The following is a 19,375-nucleotide window of genomic DNA, read 5'->3' on the forward strand; positions in this document are numbered from 1 at the left end:
AAGTGCCCGTCGAGCGGGGTGGTCGTCGGCGCCGGACCAGCGGACGCGCGGCTCAGCCCTCCTGACCGGCCGCCCGTCCCTCGCGCACGGCGGCCGCGGCGGCCGACCCGAGCAGGCCGGCGTCGTTGCCGAGCATCGTGAAGGAGTACCCCGCGTCGATCGCGGCCCGCACCGACCGCCCGGTCGCCGCCCCGGCGTTGCCGATCGGCTTGCCGGCGGCGGTGCACGCCTTGATCGTCTGGCTGATCAGCTCGACCACCCGCGGGTCGTCCTCCGTCGTCTCCTCGGAGGTGGACAGGTCGGCGGCCCCGACGAGCAGCGCGTCCACCCCAGGCACGGCGGCGATCGCGCCCGCCGACCGGGCCGCCTCGGCGCTCTCGATCTGCGCGATGAACACCGCCTCCTCCTGGCCGTAGCGCAGGTACTCGGCGCGGTCCATCGCGCCCCAGGCCCCGGCGCGGCTCGTCGAGCCGACGCCCCTGGCGCCCAGCGGAGGGAAGCGGATCGCCCGCACGCCCGACTCCGCCTGGCCGACCGTGTCCACGTGCGGCAGCATGATCCCTTCGGCCCCGGCGTCGAGGACGCGCTGGGCGATGCCGCCGTCCAGGTTGGGGATCCGGACGATCGGCGCCATTCCCAGGTAGTTGGCGGTGCCGATGAGCCGGTACGCCGTCTCCAGGTTCATCGCCGAGTGCTCCAGGTCGATGACCACGAAGTCGAACCCGGCCAGCGCGAGCAGTTCGACGCTCTCCATCACCGGCAGCTTCACCCACGTGCCGAGGGCGGGCCCGCCGGCCCGGGCCAGCGCGGCCCGGAACCGGCTGGTGCGCGCCGTGCTCATGGCGCCGGGTACTCGTCCGCGTTGAGGATCCACCCGGGACGGGCGGAGAAGTCCTTGCGCGGCGGCGAGAAGATGTCGATCAGCTTCTGGTACGGGCCCACGCCCTGCGTGGTGTGGATCGCCGGCGGCGGGATGACGGTCAGCGACGGCGTGCTGACGCGGCCGTGATCCTCGGGCCGCCATTGGGTCGAGTCCGGCCCCCAGGGGTACTGCATGTGGTGGACGAACTCCCCCTTCACCCCCAGCGAGAGCTGTTCGAAGTCGTCGTGGGAGTGTGGGGAGAGCTTGAGCGGGTCCCTGGGGGTGGGCTCTTCCGCGAGGAAGTTCACCATCAGATTGGTGGTACGGAAGATCCGGCCGAACCGCCCCTCGGTGATCGGCGTCTCCGCGAGCCGGTAGACGCGTAGCCGGAAGCCGTCCACCGGGTCCGGCCACGGCACCAGCGGGGCGCAGCGGGGGTCCGGCTCGGCGTAGGCGGCGGCGTTGAGGGCCGCGTCGCGCAGGTCCTCGGCGACGGAGGAGAACACCCGGATGATGGGCCCGTCGGTCAGCGCCTCGATGACGCTGTCCCCCGGCGGCACCACCACGAACGCCTCCTCGGCCACCTCCCGCGTCTCGTCCCCGGCGATGACCCGGATCGAGGCGCTGTCGGAGTACAGCAGGACGGCGTACTCGTCGGGCTGTCCCGCACGCGTGAAACGATCGCCGGCGACGGCGTCGGTCCACGCCAGCACGACGTTCTGCCCGCGGGCCAGCCAGGTCCGGCTCCCGCCCGGGCCGGTCTCGGCGGGCGCGAACTCGGAGAACTCCAGATACTGGGCCGCCCGGATGGGGGTGGACGGATCGACCGCCGTCTGCACGGCCGGGGCGTTCGCCAACTGGGACCGGAGGTCGTCCTTGGCGTACATCGTCATGTGGTTGCCTCTCGTAGCCGTTACAGCGTGATGTTCTTCGCGCCCTTGAGTGCCAGCATCCGGCGGGCGTCGGCGGGCGTCGCGATCTGTTTGCCCAGGTCGTTGAGCACGTCCCGGACCTTCCGCACCTGCTGCGTGTTGCTCGTCGCCTTCTCGCCCTTGCCGATGTAGAGGTTGTCCTCCAGGCCGACGCGTACGTGACCGCCCAGCCAGGCGCTGTGCGTGCAGAACTGCATCTGGTTGCGCCCGGCGGCGAAGGCGGAGAAGTGGTAGTCGCCGCCGAAGAGCTTGTCGGCGATGGCGACCATGTGCGTGAGGTTGGCGTGGTCGGCCCCGATGCCGCCGAGGATCCCGAAGACCCCCTGGATGAGGAACGGCGGCTTGGCGAGCCCCCGCTCGGCGAAGTGGGCGAGCGTGTAGAGGTGCCCGATGTCGTAGCACTCGTACTCGAACCTGGTGCCGCCCCGTTCGCCCAGCTCCCGCAGCGCGTACTCGATCTGCGCGAAGGAGTTGATGAACGGGTGCCCGTAGGTGTTCTCCACGTAGGGCTTCTCCCACTCGTACTTCCAGTGGGTGATCCGGTCCGCGATGCCGGAGAAGACGAAGTTCATCGACCCCATGTTGAGCGAGGCGAGTTCGGGGCTGAACCGGGTCGCCGCCGCGAGCCGCTCCTCGATCGTCATCGACGACGCCCCGCCGGTCGAGATGTTGATCACCGCGTCGCAGCCTTCGACGATCGGCGGGATGATCTTCTCGAAGACGCTCGGCTCGAACGCCGGCCGGCCGTCCTCGGCATGCCGCGCGTGCAGGTGGATGATCGCCGCTCCCGCCTCCGCCGCGGCGAGGGACTCCTCGACGATCTGCTCCGGCGTGATCGGCAGGTGGTCGCTCTGCGACGGCACGTGAACCGATCCCGTCACCGCCGTACTGATGATCACACGGTCGGCGTCGATCACGCCGGTTCCTCCTCCAGCCCCAGCAGGAACGCGGGATTGGCCGCGATCATACGGCGGACGTCCTTCTCCGGCACGCCATGGTCGAGCAGCGCCCCCACAAGGTAGATGTAGCCGTCGACGGGCAGCGGGTTGCCCTTCTGCCCCAGGTCGGAGGAGATGACGGTCCGCTCGGGGCCGACCCGGTCGATCCAGTTCACGAGCTGCTCGATGGGCCAGCCGATGGCGGTCACCTCGGGGTGGTACATGGCGATCTCATGCTCGATGTAGGCGCCGTAGCGCATCAGCTCCTCGATGTCGTCCTCGGACGCGCCGATGATGAAGTCGGGGTGCTGGACGAGCAGGCGCCGCACGCCCTTGCTCTGGGCGACCTTGAACAGGGCCTTCATCGAGTCGACGTCCAGATGCCCGCCGGTGAGCAGCGTGTCGGTCTCGGCGACGATGTCGACGACCGCGGCGGTGTCCGCCGACACCTTCCCCGACTCGTCGAAGATCGACACCTCCGATTCGAGCAGGTCGATGGCGGCGGCGGGGAACTCGCCGCCGTGGTGGTGGTGATCGATGTGCTGACGGGCGCACGTCGTCGGCGCCCAGACGCACCGCCCGCCCATCCGCAGGCTCATCGCCACGGCCGACCGGTTCATACCGCCGACCTCGCTGTTGAGCGCGACCCCTCCGTACACCGGCGTGGGCGCGTCCGCGAGCCAGGTGCTCATGGCGAGCAGGTCCATGACCGTGTTGTGGTGGTGCGACTTGACGAGGATCGCGCGCATCCCGATGCGCGCCCCGTCGTAGGAGGCCTCGACGTGGTTCAGCCGTCGCGGGAAGGGGCTGGGTCCCGAGTGGCAGTGCAGGTCCACGGCACCGTTCAGGACCTTCAGTACGGCCGGCGAGACGGGCTTGGGGTCCTCGGCTGCAAGCAACATGATCTCCGTAAGTGCGGACTACGAACTGGCCGTTCATATTACGGAACACATGCCGCCCATGTCTACGTCGTGTGAGACGCCGATCGACCAGCGCCCACCGCACCGGCGGCCCGCATATCGTCGCTGGTCAGCCCGCCTTGCCGGGCGCCGCACAGCCGCTGCTATCTGCGCATGGACTGACAGCCCGCACGCCGAACAGGCTCTTGGCGCGCCTTACGACCCGCACGAGGGCTCACTTTTCACGATCCGAAACGATGCACTGCATCACGAACTTGCGACGGATTGGCTGGGCATGACAGGCCTCCCGCGAGAGACCTTGATACCGACCGGCCGCCGACGCCACGCACCAAGCGACCGTGAATCAGGACGACGCCTCTCGCCACTTCTGCAGGCATCGGTCGACCTGCTCACGCAGGGGCCTGGCACCAAGCCGGTTGTCGATCTCGATATGCGGTACGGCGGGCGGCTCGTCGAGACGTTTCACGTACTCGTCGTACCAGCGTCCTTCCCGCTCCCCTTCGGTCCTGCCGTACGCGGCGAGGGTGGCCGACACAAAGCCGCCGTACAGCGTGTCCTTGTCCAGCAACGCCGGAACGGGGTCGAGCCGGACCAGCACGGCCGTGGCGAAGCCGGTCTTCTGGTCGGCTCATGGCGGTTGTGCCGAACGCGGACTGGACGACCGCAGGCTCGGTCTTGATCTGAAGGTTCTGCGGGACGCCGCCACGGACGGCCATGTGTACGGTTTCGTCGTCAACTGGATGACGAAGGAAGACCTCTTGGGCCTGCTCGGGAAGCCTGACGTGCGCAACGTCTCCATCGTCGAGGCGGTGCCGCACCCCGATCGCGTACCGCATTGAGCACGACGAGCTGAAGGCGTCCCCGGCCGGGCGTGCACGGCTTCGTCCCCATCGGGTGGCCCGCGGATCCGCTGCCCCTCGCCGGCGACCCCAGAGTCATGTCGCTTGAGACGGCTGTCGAGACGCCGCCGGGGCGGGCCTTCGGACTGATCCTGCCCGAAAACGGGCAGGAAACTTGTTAGTCGGCGTCCTTGCTGCGTTAGGGTCCTGCTCTGTGTCCACGGCACGGCATCCCTTCGAGGATCTGATCGGCCACCTCACCCGGACCACTTCATTGGGGCCGGGGGAGGCGGCTCGCGTGGTGGCCGACGTCCTGACGTACTTCGGTGAGCCCGCGGACGAGTACGTGCGGCGCCGCCACGGCGAACTCAAGTCGAGGGGGCTGACGAACGACCAGATCTTTCCCAGAATCTCCGCCGAGCTCGCGGGAAGACGTGTCGCGGCACCGGAGCTGACCCTGCGCCAGCTCCGGCGGATCGTTTACGGATAGGAGCGGTTATGTGCGGAATCGTCGCTTACGTCGGGCCTAAGGATGCGGCGCCCATCCTGCTCGAAGGTCTCCAGCGGCTGGAGTACCGGGGCTACGACTCGGCCGGCCTCGCCGTCGTTAACGCCAAGAGCCTCAAGACGCGCAAGGTCAAGGGCCGGGTCGCCGACCTGGCGGCGGCGGTTCCCGCCAAGTTCAAGGGCACGATCGGCATCGGCCACACCCGGTGGGCCACGCACGGCGCGCCCAGCGACGTGAACGCGCACCCGCACCTCGACCAGGAGCAGCGGATCGCCGTCGTGCACAACGGCATCATCGAGAACGCCGACGAGCTGCGCCGCCGCCTGGAGGGCGAGGGCGTGAAGTTCGAGAGCGAGACCGACAGCGAGGTGCTCTCGCATCTCATCGGGCGCATGGTCAAGGACACCGACTCGCTGCGGGAGGCCGTCCTGCGGGCGCTGAACAGCGTGGTCGGCACGTACGGCATCGCCGTCGTCGACGCGCAGCGCCCCGGCGAGATCGTGGTGGCCCGCAACGGCAGCCCGATCGTGCTCGGCCTCGGCGAGAAGGAGATGTTCGCCGCCTCCGACGTCGCCGCGCTCATCCGCTACACGCGCCAGGTCGTCCACCTGGAGGACGGTGAGCTCGCGGTCATCAAGGCCGACGGGTTCAACACGTTCACCAGCGACGCCAGGGAGACGGCCAAGGAGCCGTTCACGGTCGACTGGGACGCCGGCCACTATGACAACGGCGGCTACGAGCACTACCTGCTCAAGGAGATCTCCGAGCAGCCCGACACGGTCGCCCGCACGCTGCGCGGCCGGATCGACGACCGGTTCCACATCGCCCACCTCGGCGGCCTCAACATGGACGCCCGCGAGACCCGCTCGTTCCGCCGGGTGAAGATCATCGGCTGCGGGTCCGCGTACTACTCCGGCCAGATGGGCGCGCAGCTCATCGAGGAGCTGGCCCGCATCCCCGCCGACGCCGAGCCCGCGTCGGAGTTCCGCTACCGCAGCCCCGTCGTCGAGCCCGACACCCTGTACGTCGCGATCAGCCAGTCGGGGGAGACCTACGACACGCTCGCCGCCGTGCAGGAGCTCAAGCGCAAGGGCGGCCGGGTGCTCGGCATCGTCAACACCGTCGGCAGCGCCATCGCCCGGGAGACCGACGGCGGCATCTACCTGCACGCCGGTCCCGAGGTCTCGGTGGCCTCCACCAAGGCGTTCATCTCCACGGCCGTGGCGTTCGCGCTGCTCGCCCTGCACCTCGGCCGCGTACGCGACCTGTCGCCGGCCGACGGCCGCAGGATCTGCGAGGGCCTGCGGCGGCTCCCCGAGCAGATCAAGGAGATCCTCACGCTGGAGGACCGGATCAGGGAGCTGGCGAAGAAGTACGCCGACTCGCCGGGCATGATGTTCGTCGGCCGGGTGCGCGGCTACCCGGTGGCCCGCGAGGGCGCGCAGAAGCTCAAGGAGATCTCCTACGTCCACGCCGAGGCGTATCCGGCGAGCGAGCTCAAGCACGGCCCGCTCGCGCTGATCAGCCCCGAGCTGCCGACGGTCGCGATCGTCCCCGACGACGAGCTGCTGGACAAGAACCTCACCACGCTGGGCGAGATCCGGGCCCGGCACGGGCGGATCCTCATGGTCGGCCACCGCACCTCCGAGGCGGCCGACGACTGCATCGTGGTGCCCAAGAACGAGGTCGAGCTCGACCCCATCCTGCTCACGATCCCGCTGCAGCTGTTCGCCTACCACGCCGCCGTCGCCCTGGACCGCGACGTCGACCGCCCGCGCAATCTCGCCAAGAGCGTGACGGTCGAGTAGGACCCCTTCCCCCCGTACGGCCCGCGCCCGCCCGGTGCGGGCCGTACGGGCATGCCGGAATGAAGAGCCGAAACGGGCGTTGTTGCTTATTTCGGGCGCGATGACCTGCGAGGCGGGGCTGTCTGCGGGGCATCACCTCTGAGTGGGGGTGAGCGATGGCCCGGTTGCGCGACTTCCTCGAACGCTTCCGTCCGGCGGGGACGCCGGGCGCCGCCGCGCCAGCGGGGGTGCCCGCGGACTACGCGGTCGATGAGGCCGCCGAGCTGAAGGCGGTCTTCTCGGCCTTGGACGAGGTGCGGGACCGGTGCGAGGGCGAGCGCGCGCGGGCCCGGCAGGCCGCGCGGCAGACGCTCGAGCGGGCCCGCACCCAGGCGGCGGCGATCGTCTCCGACGCCCGGCGGGAGGCGGAGGCGGAGCGGGCCGCGGCCCTCGCGGCCGGGCGGCGCGAGTCCGGCGAGCGGTGCGAGGCCATGATCCGGGACGCCGCGCACGCCGCCGAGGAGGTCCGGCGCCGGGCCGCCGCCCGGCTTCCCGATGCGGTGGCGCGCGTGGTCGCCGAGGTGAGGTCCCTGGCGGGTGGTCCGTCGTGACCGCCGCCTGGGTCGCCGGGTCCACCCGGGCGAGGGCGCTGGCCCGCCGCGGGCTGGGCCTCACGCGGGCCCGGCGGGTCGCGGCCTGCGCCTGCGTCGCCGACGCGGTCGCCCTGCTGGCCACGACCTCGTACGGGCACGACGTCAGGCGCGGGCAGAGCCTCGCCGAGGCCGAGCATGCCGTGCTCGCCACCCTCCTGTGGCACCTGCGGGTGCTCGCCGGCTGGCTGCCCCGCGAGGGCGGTCAAGTGGTGCGCCTGCTGGCCCGGTGGTTCGAGATGACCAACGTGGACGAGCTCATGTGCCGGCTCGCCGGACGGCCGGCCGATCCGGAGTTCCTCCTCGGCTCGCTGGCGACGGCGTGGCCCCGGCTGCGGGATTGCGGCTCCCTCGGGGAGATCCGCGCGGAGCTGAACGCCTCGCCGTGGGGCGACACCGGCGGCGCCGGCCTCCGCGACATCCAGGTGGGCATGCGCCTGGCCTGGGCGGCCCGCCTCGCCGAGGCGCTGCCGTCCGCCGCCCGGGCATGGGTCCTGGGCGGGACGGCCCTGCTGGTGGCACGCGAACGGCACGCCGAGGGCCGTGACCTTCTCCCGGAGCAGCGCGACCGATGCCGTCCGCTGCTGGGCGAGCGGGCGCTCGCGGCGGCGTCGATGGCCGAGATGGCCGGCCGCCTTCCCCCGGCCGCCCGGTGGGTGCTGCGGGACCTCGACGACCCCGAGGAATTGTGGCGGGCCGAGCGGCTCTGGTGGAAGCGGCTGGAGGACGACGGCAGGGCCCTGCTCGCGGAGTGGAGCTTCTCACCGGTCCCCGCCCTGGGCGCGGCGGCGGTGCTCGCGGCGGACGCCCGGCGGGTGTGCGCCGCACTGGAGCTCGCCGCACTGGAAGGCGCCGCACGGGAACGTGCCGCGGGGAGAGGTGGCGATGAACTCCTGTGAGCGGATCTCGTCCGGGCGGGCCTGCCCGCGCGGGGTCTCGTGTGAACACCACGCCGGGCCACCCTTCGGGTGACGGTGATGACCTGGCGTGCGGCTCTGCGGCCGGTCCTCATGGAGCGGGTCGCGATCGTCGCGCCCGCGCCCGCCCTCGCCGACGTGCTGACCCTGGTGGGGGAGGCGGGGGCGGTCGAGCTGGCCACGCCCCCGGACGCGTCGGTGGAGACCGTGTCGCGGGCGGCGGTGGTCCGCGGCGGCGTGGCGGCGCTCGCCGGGTGGACGCCCGCCACGCTCGTCGCCGGGCTGTCGGCCCGCCTGGCGCCCGCCGGCGGGGCGGTCGTCCCGCTGCCCCGCCCGAGAGGCGTCGAGGCGCCGTCGCTGCTGCACACCGAGGGGCTGCGCCGTTCCCTGTCGCCGCTGGTCCTCGCCTACGGGACCGTGCCGTACCGCGACGTCGATCCCACCCCGCTCGCCGCCGGTGCCTACGTGCTGATGTTCGGCATGATGTTCGGCGACGCCGGGCACGGAGCGCTGCTGCTCGCGGCCGCGGCGGCGCTGTACCTCCGCCGTCCCCGGCGGCTCGCCCGTTCGCAGCGGCTGGAACGGTTCCGCCGGGCCTGGCCGTTCGCGGCCGGCGCGGGACTGACGAGCGTGCTCTTCGGCCTGCTGTACGGCGAGTTCTTCGGGCCCACGGGGGTGGTTCCGGTGCTCTGGCTGGAGCCGCTCGCCCACCCCGTGCACCTGCTGCTCGCCGCGCTGGGCGCCGGGGCCCTGATGCTCGGCGGCGCCTACGCGCTCGGCGTCGTCAACCGCTGGCGCGAGGGAGGCTGGCCGGTCGCCCTCTACTCGTCGGCCGGGATCGCCGGCGCGGCGGTGTTCACCGGGTTCGGGCTCGCGTTCGCCGGCTGGTACTACCGCCTGGACGGGCTCACCGTGGCGGGCGGCCTCGTCGCGGCGGCAGGGCTGGCGCTGGCGCTCGCCGGGTTCCTGGCGGAGGCGGGCGGCGGCGTGAGCGGCGTCGCCCAGGCCGCGATGCGGCTGTTCGACGTGGTCGTACGGCTGGGCGCGAACCTGGTCTCCTTCGCCCGGCTCGCCGCCTTCGGCCTCACGCACGCGGCCATCGGGTCCCTCGTCTGGCGGGGCGCCGTCACGCTGTGGCCCGGCCGGCCCGTCGCCGCCGCACTGGTCTTCGTCGCGGGCAACACGGCCGCGCTCACGATCGAGGCGCTCGTGGTCGCCGTCCAGGCGCTCCGCCTGGAGTACTACGAGTTGTTCTCCCGGCTCTTCCAGGCCGAGGGGCGCCCGTTCCGTCCCTGGCACCCGCCACCGACCTCCAGGGAGGCCACGCCATGTCCGTCTGGGTCAGACGAGGCCTGCTCGCCGTGAACACCGCCATCGGGCTCGGCGCGCTCGTCGTCCTCATCTCGGCTCTCACCGCCGGCGCCGCGAGGGGAGCCGCGGGCGCCGCTCCGGCAGGGGCCGGGGGCGCCGCGCTCCTCGGCGCGGCCATCGCGGTGGCCGGCTCCGCGATCGGCGCGGGCATCGCGGTCGCCTACACCGGGGCCGCCGCTCTCGCCGCGATGAGCGAGCGACCCGAGCTGTTCGGCCGGGCCATCGTCATCGTCGGCCTCGCCGAGGGCATCGCGATCTACGGGCTCGTCGTCGGCATCATCCTCATCGAACGGGCGTGAGGCGGCCGTGGGCACCGTGGCGATCATCGGCGAGGCCGTCCGGGTGGCGGCCTACGGACCGGCGGGCGCTCTCGTTCTCCCGGCCGAGGACGCGGAGGCGGTCCGTACGGTGTGGCGGGCGCTGGGGCCGGACGTGGCCGTCGTGATCCTCACCCCCAGCGCGGCGGACTTCCTCGCGGACGTTACCGGCGGGCCGCCGAGGGTGGTGATGCCGCGATGACGACGATGCGCGACACGCTGGCGCCGGTCGCGGACGCCCTGCTGGAGCGGGCGCGGCGGGACGTGGACGCGATCGCCGCCGCGGCGGACCGGGAGGCCGCCGAGATCGTCGCCGCGGCGCGGCGGAAGGCCCACGAGACGATCGCCGAGGCGCGGGCGCGCGGTGCGGCCGAGGCCCGGGCGTACTCGTCCGCGGTGCGGGCCCGGGCCCGGCGGCAGGCGCGCGGCATCGAGCTGGCCGCCCGGCGGGAGGTCGTGGAGGAGCTGCGCCGGCGTGCGGCGGCGGCGGTCGGGGACCTGCGGGAGGACCCCTGCTATCCCGCGCTGCTGCGGCGGCTGGCCGGGCTGATCCGCGATTCCGGCGGCGACGACCTCGTGGTGCGCGAGCATCCCGGCGGCGGGTTGGTGGGCGAGGGCCGGGGCCGCCGGGTGGACTGCTCGCTCGGCGCGCTCGCCGGCAGGGCCGTCGACGCCCACCAGCCGGAGATGGAGCGGCTGTGGGCACCGTGACGGACGGCGCCCCGAAAGGCGCGGTGAGAGGCGCGGTGAGAGGCGCGGTGACGAGGGTCAACGGGCCGCTCGTGGAGGTCGAGGGTCTGGCCGGAGCCGCGATGTTCGAGCTCGTCGGTCTCGGGCCGCACCGCCTGCCCGGCGAGGTGATCGCCCTGCGGGGCGACCGGGCGACCGTGCAGGCGTACGAGTACACCGGAGGACTGGCCCCCGGGGATCCCGCCGAGCGCCGGGGGGCGCCGCTGTCCGCCCTGCTCGGACCTCACCTGCTCGGCGGCGTATTCGACGGCCTGCTGCGCCCGTTCGCCGGCAGGGGCATGTGGCTGGATCCCGAGGCGCCGCCGACGGTGGAGGAGACCCGCTCCTGGCGGTTCCGTCCGCTCGTGCGTGAGGGGAGCGCGACGGCGGCCGGCACACCGATCGGGAGCGTCGAGCGCGAAGGCTCGCCGCCCTACCTGATCCTCTCGCCGGGCGGCGAGGTCTCCGCGATACGGCCGGCGGGCGAGTGCCCGGCCGGGGTCCCGCTCGCGGTCGCCGGGGGCGCGGAGGTGACCGCCGAGCGCCGGCAGCCCGTCCGGCAGGCGCTCGCGTACGCCGCGCGTCTCGACGAGCCGGTCCCCCTGACGACCGGCCAGCGGGTGATCGACCTGTTGCTGCCGGTCTCCCTGGGCGGCACGGTCGCCGTTCCCGGCGGGTTCGGCACCGGCAAGACGGTGCTGCTGCAGCAGATCGCCAAGTGGTGCGACGCCGACATCGTCGTGTACGTCGGCTGCGGGGAGCGCGGCAACGAGATGGCCGACGTCGTCGGGGAGTTCGGCCGGCTGACCGATCCGCGCGGCGGCGGGCGGCTGTCGGAACGCACCGTGGTGATCGCGAACACGTCGAACATGCCGATCATGGCCCGCGAGGCGAGCGTCTACACCGGGGTCACGGTCGCCGAGCACTTCCGCGACATGGGCTACGACGTGGTGCTTGTCGCGGACTCGACCTCCCGCTGGGCCGAGGCGCTGCGGGAGCTGGGGTCCCGCGGCGGCGCCCTGCCGGCCGAGGAGGGATATCCGGCAGACCTCGCCTCCGCGCTCGCAGCCTTTTACGAGAGGGCCGGGCGCGTCACCACGCTCGGCGGCGCCACCGGGTCGGTGACGATCATCGGCGCGGTGTCCCCTCCGGGAGGCGACCTGACCGAGCCGGTCACGGCCCTCACCCAGCGGTTCGTACGGTCCCAGTGGACGCTCGACCGCGATCTCGCCTACGCGCGGCACTATCCCGCGGTGTCCTGGGAGGGGTCGTTCGCCCGCGACGCCGACGCGCTCATGGCGGCCACTTCCGGCGGCCCTCGGCGGCGCGCCCTGGTCGCCGATCTCCTCGGAGAGGCCGACCACCTGGCCGCGACGGCGGAGCTGGTCGGCGCGGGGGCGCTGCCCGCGCACGAGCGCGTGATCCTGCTCGCCGGGCGCCTGCTCCGCCAGGGCTTGCTCCAGCAGAGCGCGCTCAGCCCCGCCGACGCCTTCTGCCGGCCGGAGCGCACCGCCCTGCTCGCGGACGCGCTGCTCGCGGTGGTGGACCGCTGCCGGAGCCTCGTCGAGCAGGGGGTGCCGGTCGCCCGGATCGAGGAACGCGACTTCTCCCCGCTGCTGAGAGCGAAGGAGGCGCCGGAAGAGGAGATCGCGGCGCTGCGCCACGCCGTGCTGCGTGAGCTGGAGGAAACGCGATGACCGAGGCCGTGGCGAGCGGAGCGACTGGAACCGGTGCGACGTTCTGGGCCCCGGTGGAGTACACGGACGTGGCGGAACTGCGCGGCCCCTTGATCGTGGTGCGTGGTATCGGACACGGCGGCCGGGGCGTGGGCTGGGACGACTACGCGTCGATCGAGCTGGAATCGGGAGAGGTCCGGCACGGACTCGTCCTGGAGTCCGACCGCGACCTGGCCGTCATCCAGGTGTTCGAGGGCACCGCGGGGATCCGGGCCGAGGGCACTCGGGTGAGGTTCGCCGGCCGCCCGATGCGTGTCCCGGTCGGCGCGGGCTGGCTGGGGAGGGTCTGCGACGGGCGCGGCCGGCCACTGGACGGCGGCCCTCCCGTCTCCGGCGCGAGCGACGCGGCGGTGAACGGCTTCCCTCTCAATCCCACCCTCCGCGAGCCGCCTGCGGAGCCCGTCCTGACGGGGATCTCCGCGATCGACCTGCTCACCACGCTGGTGCGCGGGCAGAAGATCGCCGTGTTCTCCGGCGGCGGGCTGCCCCACCTGGAACTCGCCGCGCAGATCGCCGCCCAGGCCGGAAGCGCCACCGGGAGTGCCTCCGGCAGCGGCGGCGGCACGCCGTTCAGCGTGGTCTTCGCCGCCATGGGGCTGACCCACGCCGACGCGGCGGCCGTACGCGACACGCTGGAGGAACGCTCGGCCGGGGGCGGGCTGACGCTGCTGCTCAACCTCGCCGACGATCCCGTGATCGAACGCATGCTCACCCCCCGGCTCGCGCTGACCGTCGCCGAGCACCTCGCCTTCACGCTGGGACGGCACGTCCTGGTGGTGCTGGCCGACATGACCGCCTACTGTGAGGCGCTGCGGGAGGTGTCCGCCGCGCGGGGCGAGATCCCCGCCAGGCGGGCCTACCCGGGCTACCTCTACAGCGACCTGGCCTCCCTTTACGAGCGGTGCGGACGCGTACGGGGCCGGGACGGCTCGCTCACCGTGCTGCCGGTGCTCAGCATGCCCGCGGGGGACATCACGCACCCGGTGCCCGACCTGACCGGGTACATCACCGAGGGGCAGATCCTCCTGACCCGGGATGTCTCCTCCTACCCGCACATCGACCCGCTGTCCTCGCTGTCGAGGATGATGCGGGCGGGAGCCGGGCCCGGCCGCACCCGCCCCGAGCACGTGGACCTGGCCGCGCAGATCCTGGCCGCGCTGTCCCGTGCGCGCCAGGCCAGGGAGCTGGCCGAGATGGCCGGGGAGAGCGCGCTGAGCCCCGTCGACCGCCGCTACCTCGCCCTGGCCGGGGCGTTCGAGCGGGACCTTCTGGCACAGCGGCGCGACGAGTTCCGCTCGCTGGAGGAGACCTTCGACCGGGCCTGGCGGGTGGTCTCCGTGCTGCCCCGGCGAGAGCTGTCGATGCTGCCCGGGGACGTGCTCGACGCGAATTACCGGGAGGGCACGTGACGCTTCGCGTGCCCCCGGGCAGGGCGGGACGGCTGTGGCTGCGGCACCGGCTGGCGGTCCTCCGGCGTGGCCTGGCCGTGCTCGAACGCAAGCTGCTGATCCTGCGCCGGGAGCGGGAACGCCTCACGCTCCTGGTGGAGCGCACGGGGGCGGAGTGGGAGGCGGCCTGCCGGGCCGCGGACGTCTGGTCGCTGCGCGCCTCGCTGCTCGGCGGCCGCCGCGCCTTCCGGCTCGCCGGGTGCGGCCCGCTGGCCCAGGAAGGGGCCGAGGCGCGGGTCGAGGTGCGGATCGAGTGGGCCGACGCGGCGGGGACGAGCTATCCGGGCCGGGCCGTCGTCGTCTGGCCCGCGCAGGACGGATCGGCCGCGATCCCGCTCACCGCCGCGCTCGGGCCGGCGGTGGACGCCTGCCGTACGGCGCTGGCCGCCGCCGTGGCCCACGCGGCGGCCGGGGAGGCCGAGCGCATCGTCCGCGCGGCGGAGACCGAGACCGGCCGCCGGATCAGGGCTCTTCGCGACCACGTCCTGCCACGTATGGAGGCGGCGCTGGCTGCCGTGGAGCTGGCCCTGGACGACATGGAGCGCGCGGACGGCGCCCGGGTGCGCCGCGCCGTCTCCTTCCGTTCGAGCCGCCGCCCCGACTGACCTCATCGATCACCGCAGCCGTAACGTCCGTTATGCGGTGACATGGTGTAGTTACTCATAGTCTGTGCGTGTAAGGGACTCTTCGGGTAGGAGGGTGCCGACATGCGACGCCGTACGGTCCTCGCGCTGGGGGCCCTGGCCCTCGCGGGCGCGTGCGGCGTCCAGGCGCCGCCACATCGCAGGGAGCTCTCCCTGGCCGTCCCGGGCCCGCCCGGAGGATGCGGGGACGGCGTCGCCGCCGGGTTCAAGGCGCTCGTCGAGGGGCGTGGCTGGGCCCGGGCCGTACGGATCAGGCGGGAGGCCGGCGACGGCGGGACGGCTCTCGTCCGGCCGGGCGGGCCGCGGACCGACCTGGTGATCGCCGATCCCGCACTGCTGGCCGCCTGCGCGCTGGCCCGCGACCCCCTCCTGGTCGCCAGGGCCGTCCCGCTCGCGCGGCTGACGGGGGAGTGGGAGGTGCTGGTCGCCTCGCCCGGCTCGGGTTACCGCACGTTCGAGCAGTTCGCCGCCGCGCTGCTGCGCGACCCCGGAGGGCCCAGAGTCGCGGGCGGCGCCGACCGCGGCCCGGAGCACCTGCTGCTCGGCATGACCGCGCAGGGCCTGGGGGCCGACCCACGCCTGCTCGACTACGTCGCGTTCGGCAGCAGGGCGCAGGCCGTCGCCGCGGTCCTCGACGGGCGGCTCGCGCTCGGGTTCGGCAGCAGGCGCGAGGTCGCCCCTCACGTGCGCGCAGGACGGCTGCGGCCGCTCGCGGTCTCCTCCGCCGAGCGGCTGCCCGGGGTGGACGCGCCGACGCTGTCGGAGTCGGGCGTGCGGGTCGTGTACGCCGACTGGACGGGGCTGATCGCCCCGCGCGGCACGCCCGGGCGGGACGCCCTGCTCGACCTGTGCCGGGCCGTCGCCGGCACTCCCGGCTGGCGGAGCCTGTGCGACCGCAACGACTGGACGCCGATGTGGCTCGACGGCGACGACTTCGGCCAATGGCTCGTCGGCGAGGCGCGCCGTACGGCCCTGCTCCTCAATGATCTCGGACTCCGCTGAAAAACACAACTTGTAGGGGCGCTTGCGAGAAGGGCCACAAGATGTAGGATCCATCGCGTTGCTGGTTCACCCCAGGTGAGGCAAGAGGGAACCCGGTGCGAATCCGGGACTGCCCCGCAGCGGTGAGCGGGAACGACCGCCGTCACACAGCACCGTGCTGTGTTCCAAGCACTGGGCGCGAGCGCGCCCGGGAAGCGACGGCCAGTAGGACCGGCGGGCGCGAGCCCGTCCGGACGCCCGCGAGTCCGAAGACCTGCCAGTGACGCGCGCGCATGGGCGCGCGCCCCGCGCCGGGCCCCGAGGGCGGGCTCGCCGCAACGTCACGGCACGGTTCCCTCTCGTGCGCGTGCGCCGCGGCATGCCTCCCCTCAGTCCGGCCGGGACACGGAACGACGAGGAGAGGGCATCTGATGACCATCACCGACCCGGCCTCCGCGTCCGCGGACCCCGCTTCACGTGAGCGGGGCGGGCCGCGGGCTCCGGCGGGAGACCGTGGACCCGACGCCTCGCGCGGCTCCGTCCCCGGCGCCGGCGCCGCGTGGCAGGCCGAGGCCCGCGCGGACGGCGCGCGGGACGCGGCGGCCGTCCGGCAGGCGATCGAGGAGGCGGCGGCCGGGGTCATCGCCGACCCGGAGAACTCACGCCGGGCGGCCCGGCTGCTGAGCGGGCTGATCGCGGAGGAGGCGGCGGCCGAGGGGGTGCGCACCTTCTCGGAGTCGGTCGCCGCCGCCCACGCCGCCGGGCTGCTGGGCGACGCCGTCGCCGCGTTCGTGGCCGGCGAGGCCGAGGCGCTCGACGCGCTGATCGACCCGGCGGCCGACGACCGGTTCGAGTACTTCGGGCTGCGCACGGTCTACGACCGCTACCTGCTGCGCCACCCGGTCACCCGGCGCGTGCTCGAACGCCCGCAGCACTTCCTGCTGCGCGTCGCCTGCGGCCTGTCGGCCACGGTGGCCGAGGCGGCCGAGCTGTACGGTCTGATGTCCACACTGGCCTACCTGCCCAGCTCCCCGACGCTGTTCAACTCGGGCGCCCGCCGGCCGCAGCTGTCGTCGTGCTTCCTGCTCGACTCGCCCCGCGACGAGCTGGAGAGCATCTACGGGCGGTACGGCCAGGTGGCGCGGCTGTCGAAGTACTCCGGCGGCATCGGCATCGCCTGGACGCGGGTGCGCTCGCGCGGCTCGCTGATCCAGGGCACCAACGGCCTGTCCAACGGCATCGTCCCTTGGCTGCGCACGCTCGACGCGTCGGTGGCGGCCGTCAACCAGGGCGGCAGGCGCAAGGGCGCGGCCTGCGTCTACCTGGAGACCTGGCACGCCGACATCGAGGAGTTCCTGGAGCTTCGCGACAACACGGGCGAGGAGTCGCGCCGCACGCACAACCTCAACCTGGCCAACTGGGTGCCCGACGAGTTCATGCGCCGGGTCGAGGCGGACGGCACGTGGTCGCTGTTCGACCCCAAGGAGGCGCCCGAGCTGACCGACCTGTGGGGCGAGGCGTTCGACGCCCGCTATCGCGAACTGGAGGCCGCCGGGCGATACGTCCGGCAGGTGCCGGCCCGCGCCCTGTACGCCCGGATGATGCGCACCCTCGCCCAGACCGGCAACGGCTGGATGACGTTCAAGGACGCCTCCAACCGGGCCTCCAACCAGACCGCGCGGCCCGGCAACGTCATCCACCTGTCCAACCTGTGCACCGAGATCCTGGAGGTCACCAGCGACGGCGAGACCGCCGTGTGCAACCTCGGCTCGGTCAACCTCGCCGCGCACCTGACCCCCGAGGGCGACGCCGTCGACTTCGGCGGGCTGCGCGCCACCGTCCGCACCGCCGTACGGTTCCTGGACCGGACGATCGACCTCGGCTTCTACCCGACGCCCGAGGCGGAGGCGGCGAACCGGAAGTGGCGGCCCGTGGGGCTCGGCGTCATGGGCCTCGCCGACGTGTTCTTCGCGCTGCGCCTGCCGTTCGACTCGCCGGAGGCGCTGGCGCTGTCGACCCGCATCGCCGAGGAGATCGCGCTCGCGGCGTACGGCACCTCGGCCGACCTGGCCGCCGAACGCGGGCGCCACCCCGCCTACGAGGAGACGCGGGCGGCGGACGGCGTCCTGCACCTCGACCACTACCCGTGCGCCCCGGCGCATCCCGAGGAGTGGGCCGCGCTGCGGGCCAGGATCGCGCAGACCGGGCTGCGCAACTCCCTGCTCGTGGCGATCGCGCCGACGGCCACGATCGCCTCGATCGCGGGCTGCTACGAGTGCGTCGAGCCGCAGGTGTCCAACGTCTTCAAGCGTGAGACGCTGTCGGGGGAGTTCCTCCAGGTCAACCGGTATCTCGTGCGAGACCTTCAGGCTCTCGGCCTGTGGACCAAGCCGATGCGCGACGCGATCAAGCTCAACGACGGCTCGATCCAGGACATCGCCGCCGTCCCGGACGAGCTCAAGACGCTCTACCGCACCGCCTGGGAGCTGCCGCAGAAGGCGCTCGTCGACCTGGCCGCCGCGCGGCAGCCGTACGTCGACCAGTCGCAGTCGCTCAACCTCTTCATGGCCGCGCCCACCATCGGCAAGCTCTCCTCGATGTACGCCTACGCCTGGCGGTCGGGCCTGAAGACCACCTACTACCTGCGCTCCCGCCCGGCGACGCGGATCGCCCAGACGACCGTGCCGGCCGTCGCCCCCGCCGAGGCGGTCGCCTGCTCCCTTGAGAACCCCGAGATCTGCGAGGCGTGCCAATGAGAACGATGCTGCTCGACCCGGGCATGGACCTGACCCTCCGCCCGATGCGCTACCCCGGGTTCTACGAGAGGTACCGCGCGGCGATCAGGAACACCTGGACGGTCGAGGAGGTCGATCTCGCCTCCGACCTCGCCGACCTCGCGACCCTCGACGAGGGGGAGCGGCACCTGATCAACCGGCTCGTGGCGTTCTTCGCCACCGGCGACTCGATCGTGGCCAACAACCTGGTGCTGAACCTCTACCAGCACGTCAACGCGCCCGAGGCCCGGCTGTACCTCAGCAGGCAGCTGTTCGAGGAGGCGGTGCACGTCCAGTTCTACCTGACCCTGCTGGACACCTACCTGCCCGACCACGACGAGCGGGTGAAGGCGTTCGCCGCCGTCGAGCACATCCCGTCGATCCGCGACAAGGCCGAGTTCTGCTTCCGCTGGATCGACTCCATCAGCGAGCTGAACCGGCTGGAGACCCGGGAGGACCGGCGGGCCTTCCTGCTCAACCTCGTCTGCTTCGCCGCCTGCATCGAGGGGCTGTTCTTCTACGGCGCCTTCGCGTACGTCTACTGGTTCCGCTCGCGCGGGCTGCTCGGCGGTCTCGCGACCGGCACCAACTGGGTGTTCCGCGACGAGTCGATGCACATGGAGTTCGCCTTCGAGGTGGTGGACACCGTACGCCGCGAGGAGCCGGACCTCTTCGACGACGAGCTGGGGGCCCAGGTGACGCGGATGATGGAGGAGGCGGTCGCCGCCGAGCTCGCCTTCGCCCGTGATCTGTGCGGCGACGGGCACGGCGTCATGAGCGCCGGCAACATGCGGCGCTACCTGGAGTACGTCGCCGACCGCAGGCTCACCCGGCTCGGCCTGCCCGTGCGATACGGCACGGACAACCCCTTCCCGTTCATGGAGTTCCAGGACGTGCAGGAGCTGGCGAACTTCTTCGAGCGCCGGGTCTCGGCCTACCAGGTGGCCGTCGAGGGCGACGTCAGTTTCGACGAGGCCTTCTGACTCATCCGGTTTTCGGCGCTCCCGTAAAGGGCAAAGGGA

The 19,375-nt window shown here is 72.8% G+C and carries 20 protein-coding genes and 1 riboswitch; of the genes, 15 read left to right on the top strand and 5 right to left on the bottom strand.

Annotated elements, in window-relative coordinates:
* Positions 1-52 precede the first annotated feature (52 nt).
* The 5 genes from QSK36_RS04175 to QSK36_RS04195 all read right to left on the bottom strand — a co-directional run bounded on the left by QSK36_RS04175 (position 53) and on the right by QSK36_RS04195 (position 4,250).
* Positions 53-841: an HpcH/HpaI aldolase family protein gene (locus tag QSK36_RS04175; protein WP_285781394.1), complete on the bottom strand. Its 789-nt coding sequence runs from the start codon at positions 839-841 to the stop codon at positions 53-55.
* A complete protein-coding gene (locus QSK36_RS04180) occupies positions 838-1,755 on the bottom strand; it encodes a cupin domain-containing protein (protein WP_285781395.1) in 918 nt (305 codons plus the stop codon). The genes QSK36_RS04175 and QSK36_RS04180 overlap by 4 nt, the downstream gene beginning before the upstream one ends.
* 20 nt (positions 1,756-1,775) lie before the next feature.
* Positions 1,776-2,711 (bottom strand): 3,5-dioxohexanoate:acetyl-CoA acetone transferase, encoded by a 936-nt coding sequence (gene kce / locus QSK36_RS04185; RefSeq protein ID WP_183536814.1) that lies wholly within the window; start codon positions 2,709-2,711, stop codon positions 1,776-1,778.
* Positions 2,708-3,634 (bottom strand): DUF6282 family protein, encoded by a 927-nt coding sequence (locus tag QSK36_RS04190; protein WP_169987426.1) that lies wholly within the window; start codon positions 3,632-3,634, stop codon positions 2,708-2,710. The genes kce and QSK36_RS04190 overlap by 4 nt, the downstream gene beginning before the upstream one ends.
* Positions 3,635-3,995: 361 nt before the next feature.
* Positions 3,996-4,250 (bottom strand): hypothetical protein, encoded by a 255-nt coding sequence (locus QSK36_RS04195; RefSeq protein ID WP_285781396.1) that lies wholly within the window; start codon positions 4,248-4,250, stop codon positions 3,996-3,998.
* A 4-nt stretch (positions 4,251-4,254) separates the two neighbouring features.
* Between QSK36_RS04195 and QSK36_RS04200 the strand changes: the two genes are divergently transcribed.
* From QSK36_RS04200 to QSK36_RS04270, 15 genes are all read left to right on the top strand, one after another.
* Positions 4,255-4,491, top strand: coding sequence for a hypothetical protein (locus QSK36_RS04200; RefSeq protein WP_285781397.1), 237 nt, complete (start codon positions 4,255-4,257; stop codon positions 4,489-4,491).
* Between the two features lie 214 nt (positions 4,492-4,705).
* Positions 4,706-4,981, top strand: a complete 276-nt coding sequence (locus tag QSK36_RS04205) for a hypothetical protein (RefSeq protein WP_285781398.1) — start codon at positions 4,706-4,708, stop codon at positions 4,979-4,981.
* 8 nt (positions 4,982-4,989) lie between these two features.
* Positions 4,990-6,807: a glutamine--fructose-6-phosphate transaminase (isomerizing) gene (glmS, locus tag QSK36_RS04210; RefSeq protein WP_183536817.1), complete on the top strand. Its 1,818-nt coding sequence runs from the start codon at positions 4,990-4,992 to the stop codon at positions 6,805-6,807.
* Positions 6,808-6,962: 155 nt separating this feature from the next.
* The gene (locus tag QSK36_RS04215; RefSeq protein ID WP_285781399.1) at positions 6,963-7,397 is read left to right on the top strand and encodes a hypothetical protein; all 435 of its coding nucleotides are present in this window, start codon (positions 6,963-6,965) and stop codon (positions 7,395-7,397) included.
* Positions 7,394-8,335: a hypothetical protein gene (locus QSK36_RS04220; RefSeq protein WP_285781400.1), complete on the top strand. Its 942-nt coding sequence runs from the start codon at positions 7,394-7,396 to the stop codon at positions 8,333-8,335. Before QSK36_RS04215 ends, QSK36_RS04220 begins: the two co-directional genes overlap by 4 nt.
* Before the next feature lie 78 nt (positions 8,336-8,413).
* Positions 8,414-9,718, top strand: coding sequence for a V-type ATPase 116kDa subunit family protein (locus QSK36_RS04225; RefSeq protein ID WP_285781401.1), 1,305 nt, complete (start codon positions 8,414-8,416; stop codon positions 9,716-9,718).
* Positions 9,682-10,023 carry an ATP synthase subunit C gene (locus QSK36_RS04230; RefSeq protein ID WP_183536825.1) on the top strand — a complete coding sequence of 114 codons (342 nt, stop codon included), beginning with the start codon at positions 9,682-9,684 and terminating at the stop codon, positions 10,021-10,023. Before QSK36_RS04225 ends, QSK36_RS04230 begins: the two co-directional genes overlap by 37 nt.
* A 7-nt stretch (positions 10,024-10,030) precedes the next feature.
* Positions 10,031-10,243, top strand: coding sequence for a hypothetical protein (locus QSK36_RS04235; RefSeq protein WP_285781402.1), 213 nt, complete (start codon positions 10,031-10,033; stop codon positions 10,241-10,243).
* Positions 10,240-10,752, top strand: a complete 513-nt coding sequence (locus QSK36_RS04240) for a V-type ATP synthase subunit E family protein (protein WP_285781403.1) — start codon at positions 10,240-10,242, stop codon at positions 10,750-10,752. The genes QSK36_RS04235 and QSK36_RS04240 overlap by 4 nt, the downstream gene beginning before the upstream one ends.
* Positions 10,740-12,467, top strand: a complete 1,728-nt coding sequence (locus QSK36_RS04245; protein WP_285781404.1) for a V-type ATP synthase subunit A — start codon at positions 10,740-10,742, stop codon at positions 12,465-12,467. The genes QSK36_RS04240 and QSK36_RS04245 overlap by 13 nt, the downstream gene beginning before the upstream one ends.
* Complete coding sequence (locus QSK36_RS04250) at positions 12,464-13,915, top strand: V-type ATP synthase subunit B (RefSeq protein ID WP_285781405.1); 1,452 nt, start codon at positions 12,464-12,466, stop codon at positions 13,913-13,915. The genes QSK36_RS04245 and QSK36_RS04250 overlap by 4 nt, the downstream gene beginning before the upstream one ends.
* On the top strand, positions 13,912-14,559 hold the full coding sequence (locus QSK36_RS04255) for a V-type ATP synthase subunit D (RefSeq protein ID WP_285781406.1): 648 nt from the start codon (positions 13,912-13,914) through the stop codon (positions 14,557-14,559). Before QSK36_RS04250 ends, QSK36_RS04255 begins: the two co-directional genes overlap by 4 nt.
* Positions 14,560-14,661: 102 nt before the next feature.
* Positions 14,662-15,600 (top strand): Bug family tripartite tricarboxylate transporter substrate binding protein, encoded by a 939-nt coding sequence (locus QSK36_RS04260; protein WP_285781407.1) that lies wholly within the window; start codon positions 14,662-14,664, stop codon positions 15,598-15,600.
* 45 nt (positions 15,601-15,645) lie between these two features.
* A riboswitch (cobalamin riboswitch) is annotated at positions 15,646-15,875 on the top strand.
* A gap of 135 nt (positions 15,876-16,010) precedes the next feature.
* Positions 16,011-18,335, top strand: a complete 2,325-nt coding sequence (locus QSK36_RS04265) for a ribonucleoside-diphosphate reductase subunit alpha (RefSeq protein WP_285781408.1) — start codon at positions 16,011-16,013, stop codon at positions 18,333-18,335.
* Positions 18,332-19,336, top strand: coding sequence for a ribonucleotide-diphosphate reductase subunit beta (locus tag QSK36_RS04270; protein ID WP_225898036.1), 1,005 nt, complete (start codon positions 18,332-18,334; stop codon positions 19,334-19,336). The genes QSK36_RS04265 and QSK36_RS04270 overlap by 4 nt, the downstream gene beginning before the upstream one ends.
* Positions 19,337-19,375 lie beyond the last annotated feature (39 nt).

Source organism: Microbispora sp. NBRC 16548 (assembly GCF_030268985.1).
Taxonomy (GTDB): Bacteria; Actinomycetota; Actinomycetes; order Streptosporangiales; family Streptosporangiaceae; genus Microbispora; species Microbispora catharanthi.

Excerpts from the sequence above, each read along its gene's own strand:
- QSK36_RS04265 (WP_285781408.1), top strand. The coding sequence starts at position 16,011 with ATGACCATCACCGACCCGGCCTCCGCGTCCGCGGACCCCGCTTCACGT.
- QSK36_RS04180 (WP_285781395.1), bottom strand. The coding sequence starts at position 1,755 with ATGACGATGTACGCCAAGGACGACCTCCGGTCCCAGTTGGCGAACGCC.
- QSK36_RS04270 (WP_225898036.1), top strand. The coding sequence starts at position 18,332 with ATGAGAACGATGCTGCTCGACCCGGGCATGGACCTGACCCTCCGCCCG.
- QSK36_RS04260 (WP_285781407.1), top strand. The coding sequence starts at position 14,662 with ATGCGACGCCGTACGGTCCTCGCGCTGGGGGCCCTGGCCCTCGCGGGC.
- QSK36_RS04230 (WP_183536825.1), top strand. The coding sequence starts at position 9,682 with ATGTCCGTCTGGGTCAGACGAGGCCTGCTCGCCGTGAACACCGCCATC.
- glmS (WP_183536817.1), top strand. The coding sequence starts at position 4,990 with ATGTGCGGAATCGTCGCTTACGTCGGGCCTAAGGATGCGGCGCCCATC.
- QSK36_RS04240 (WP_285781403.1), top strand. The coding sequence starts at position 10,240 with ATGACGACGATGCGCGACACGCTGGCGCCGGTCGCGGACGCCCTGCTG.
- QSK36_RS04225 (WP_285781401.1), top strand. The coding sequence starts at position 8,414 with ATGACCTGGCGTGCGGCTCTGCGGCCGGTCCTCATGGAGCGGGTCGCG.
- QSK36_RS04215 (WP_285781399.1), top strand. The coding sequence starts at position 6,963 with ATGGCCCGGTTGCGCGACTTCCTCGAACGCTTCCGTCCGGCGGGGACG.
- QSK36_RS04190 (WP_169987426.1), bottom strand. The coding sequence starts at position 3,634 with ATGTTGCTTGCAGCCGAGGACCCCAAGCCCGTCTCGCCGGCCGTACTG.
- QSK36_RS04175 (WP_285781394.1), bottom strand. The coding sequence starts at position 841 with ATGAGCACGGCGCGCACCAGCCGGTTCCGGGCCGCGCTGGCCCGGGCC.
- QSK36_RS04250 (WP_285781405.1), top strand. The coding sequence starts at position 12,464 with ATGACCGAGGCCGTGGCGAGCGGAGCGACTGGAACCGGTGCGACGTTC.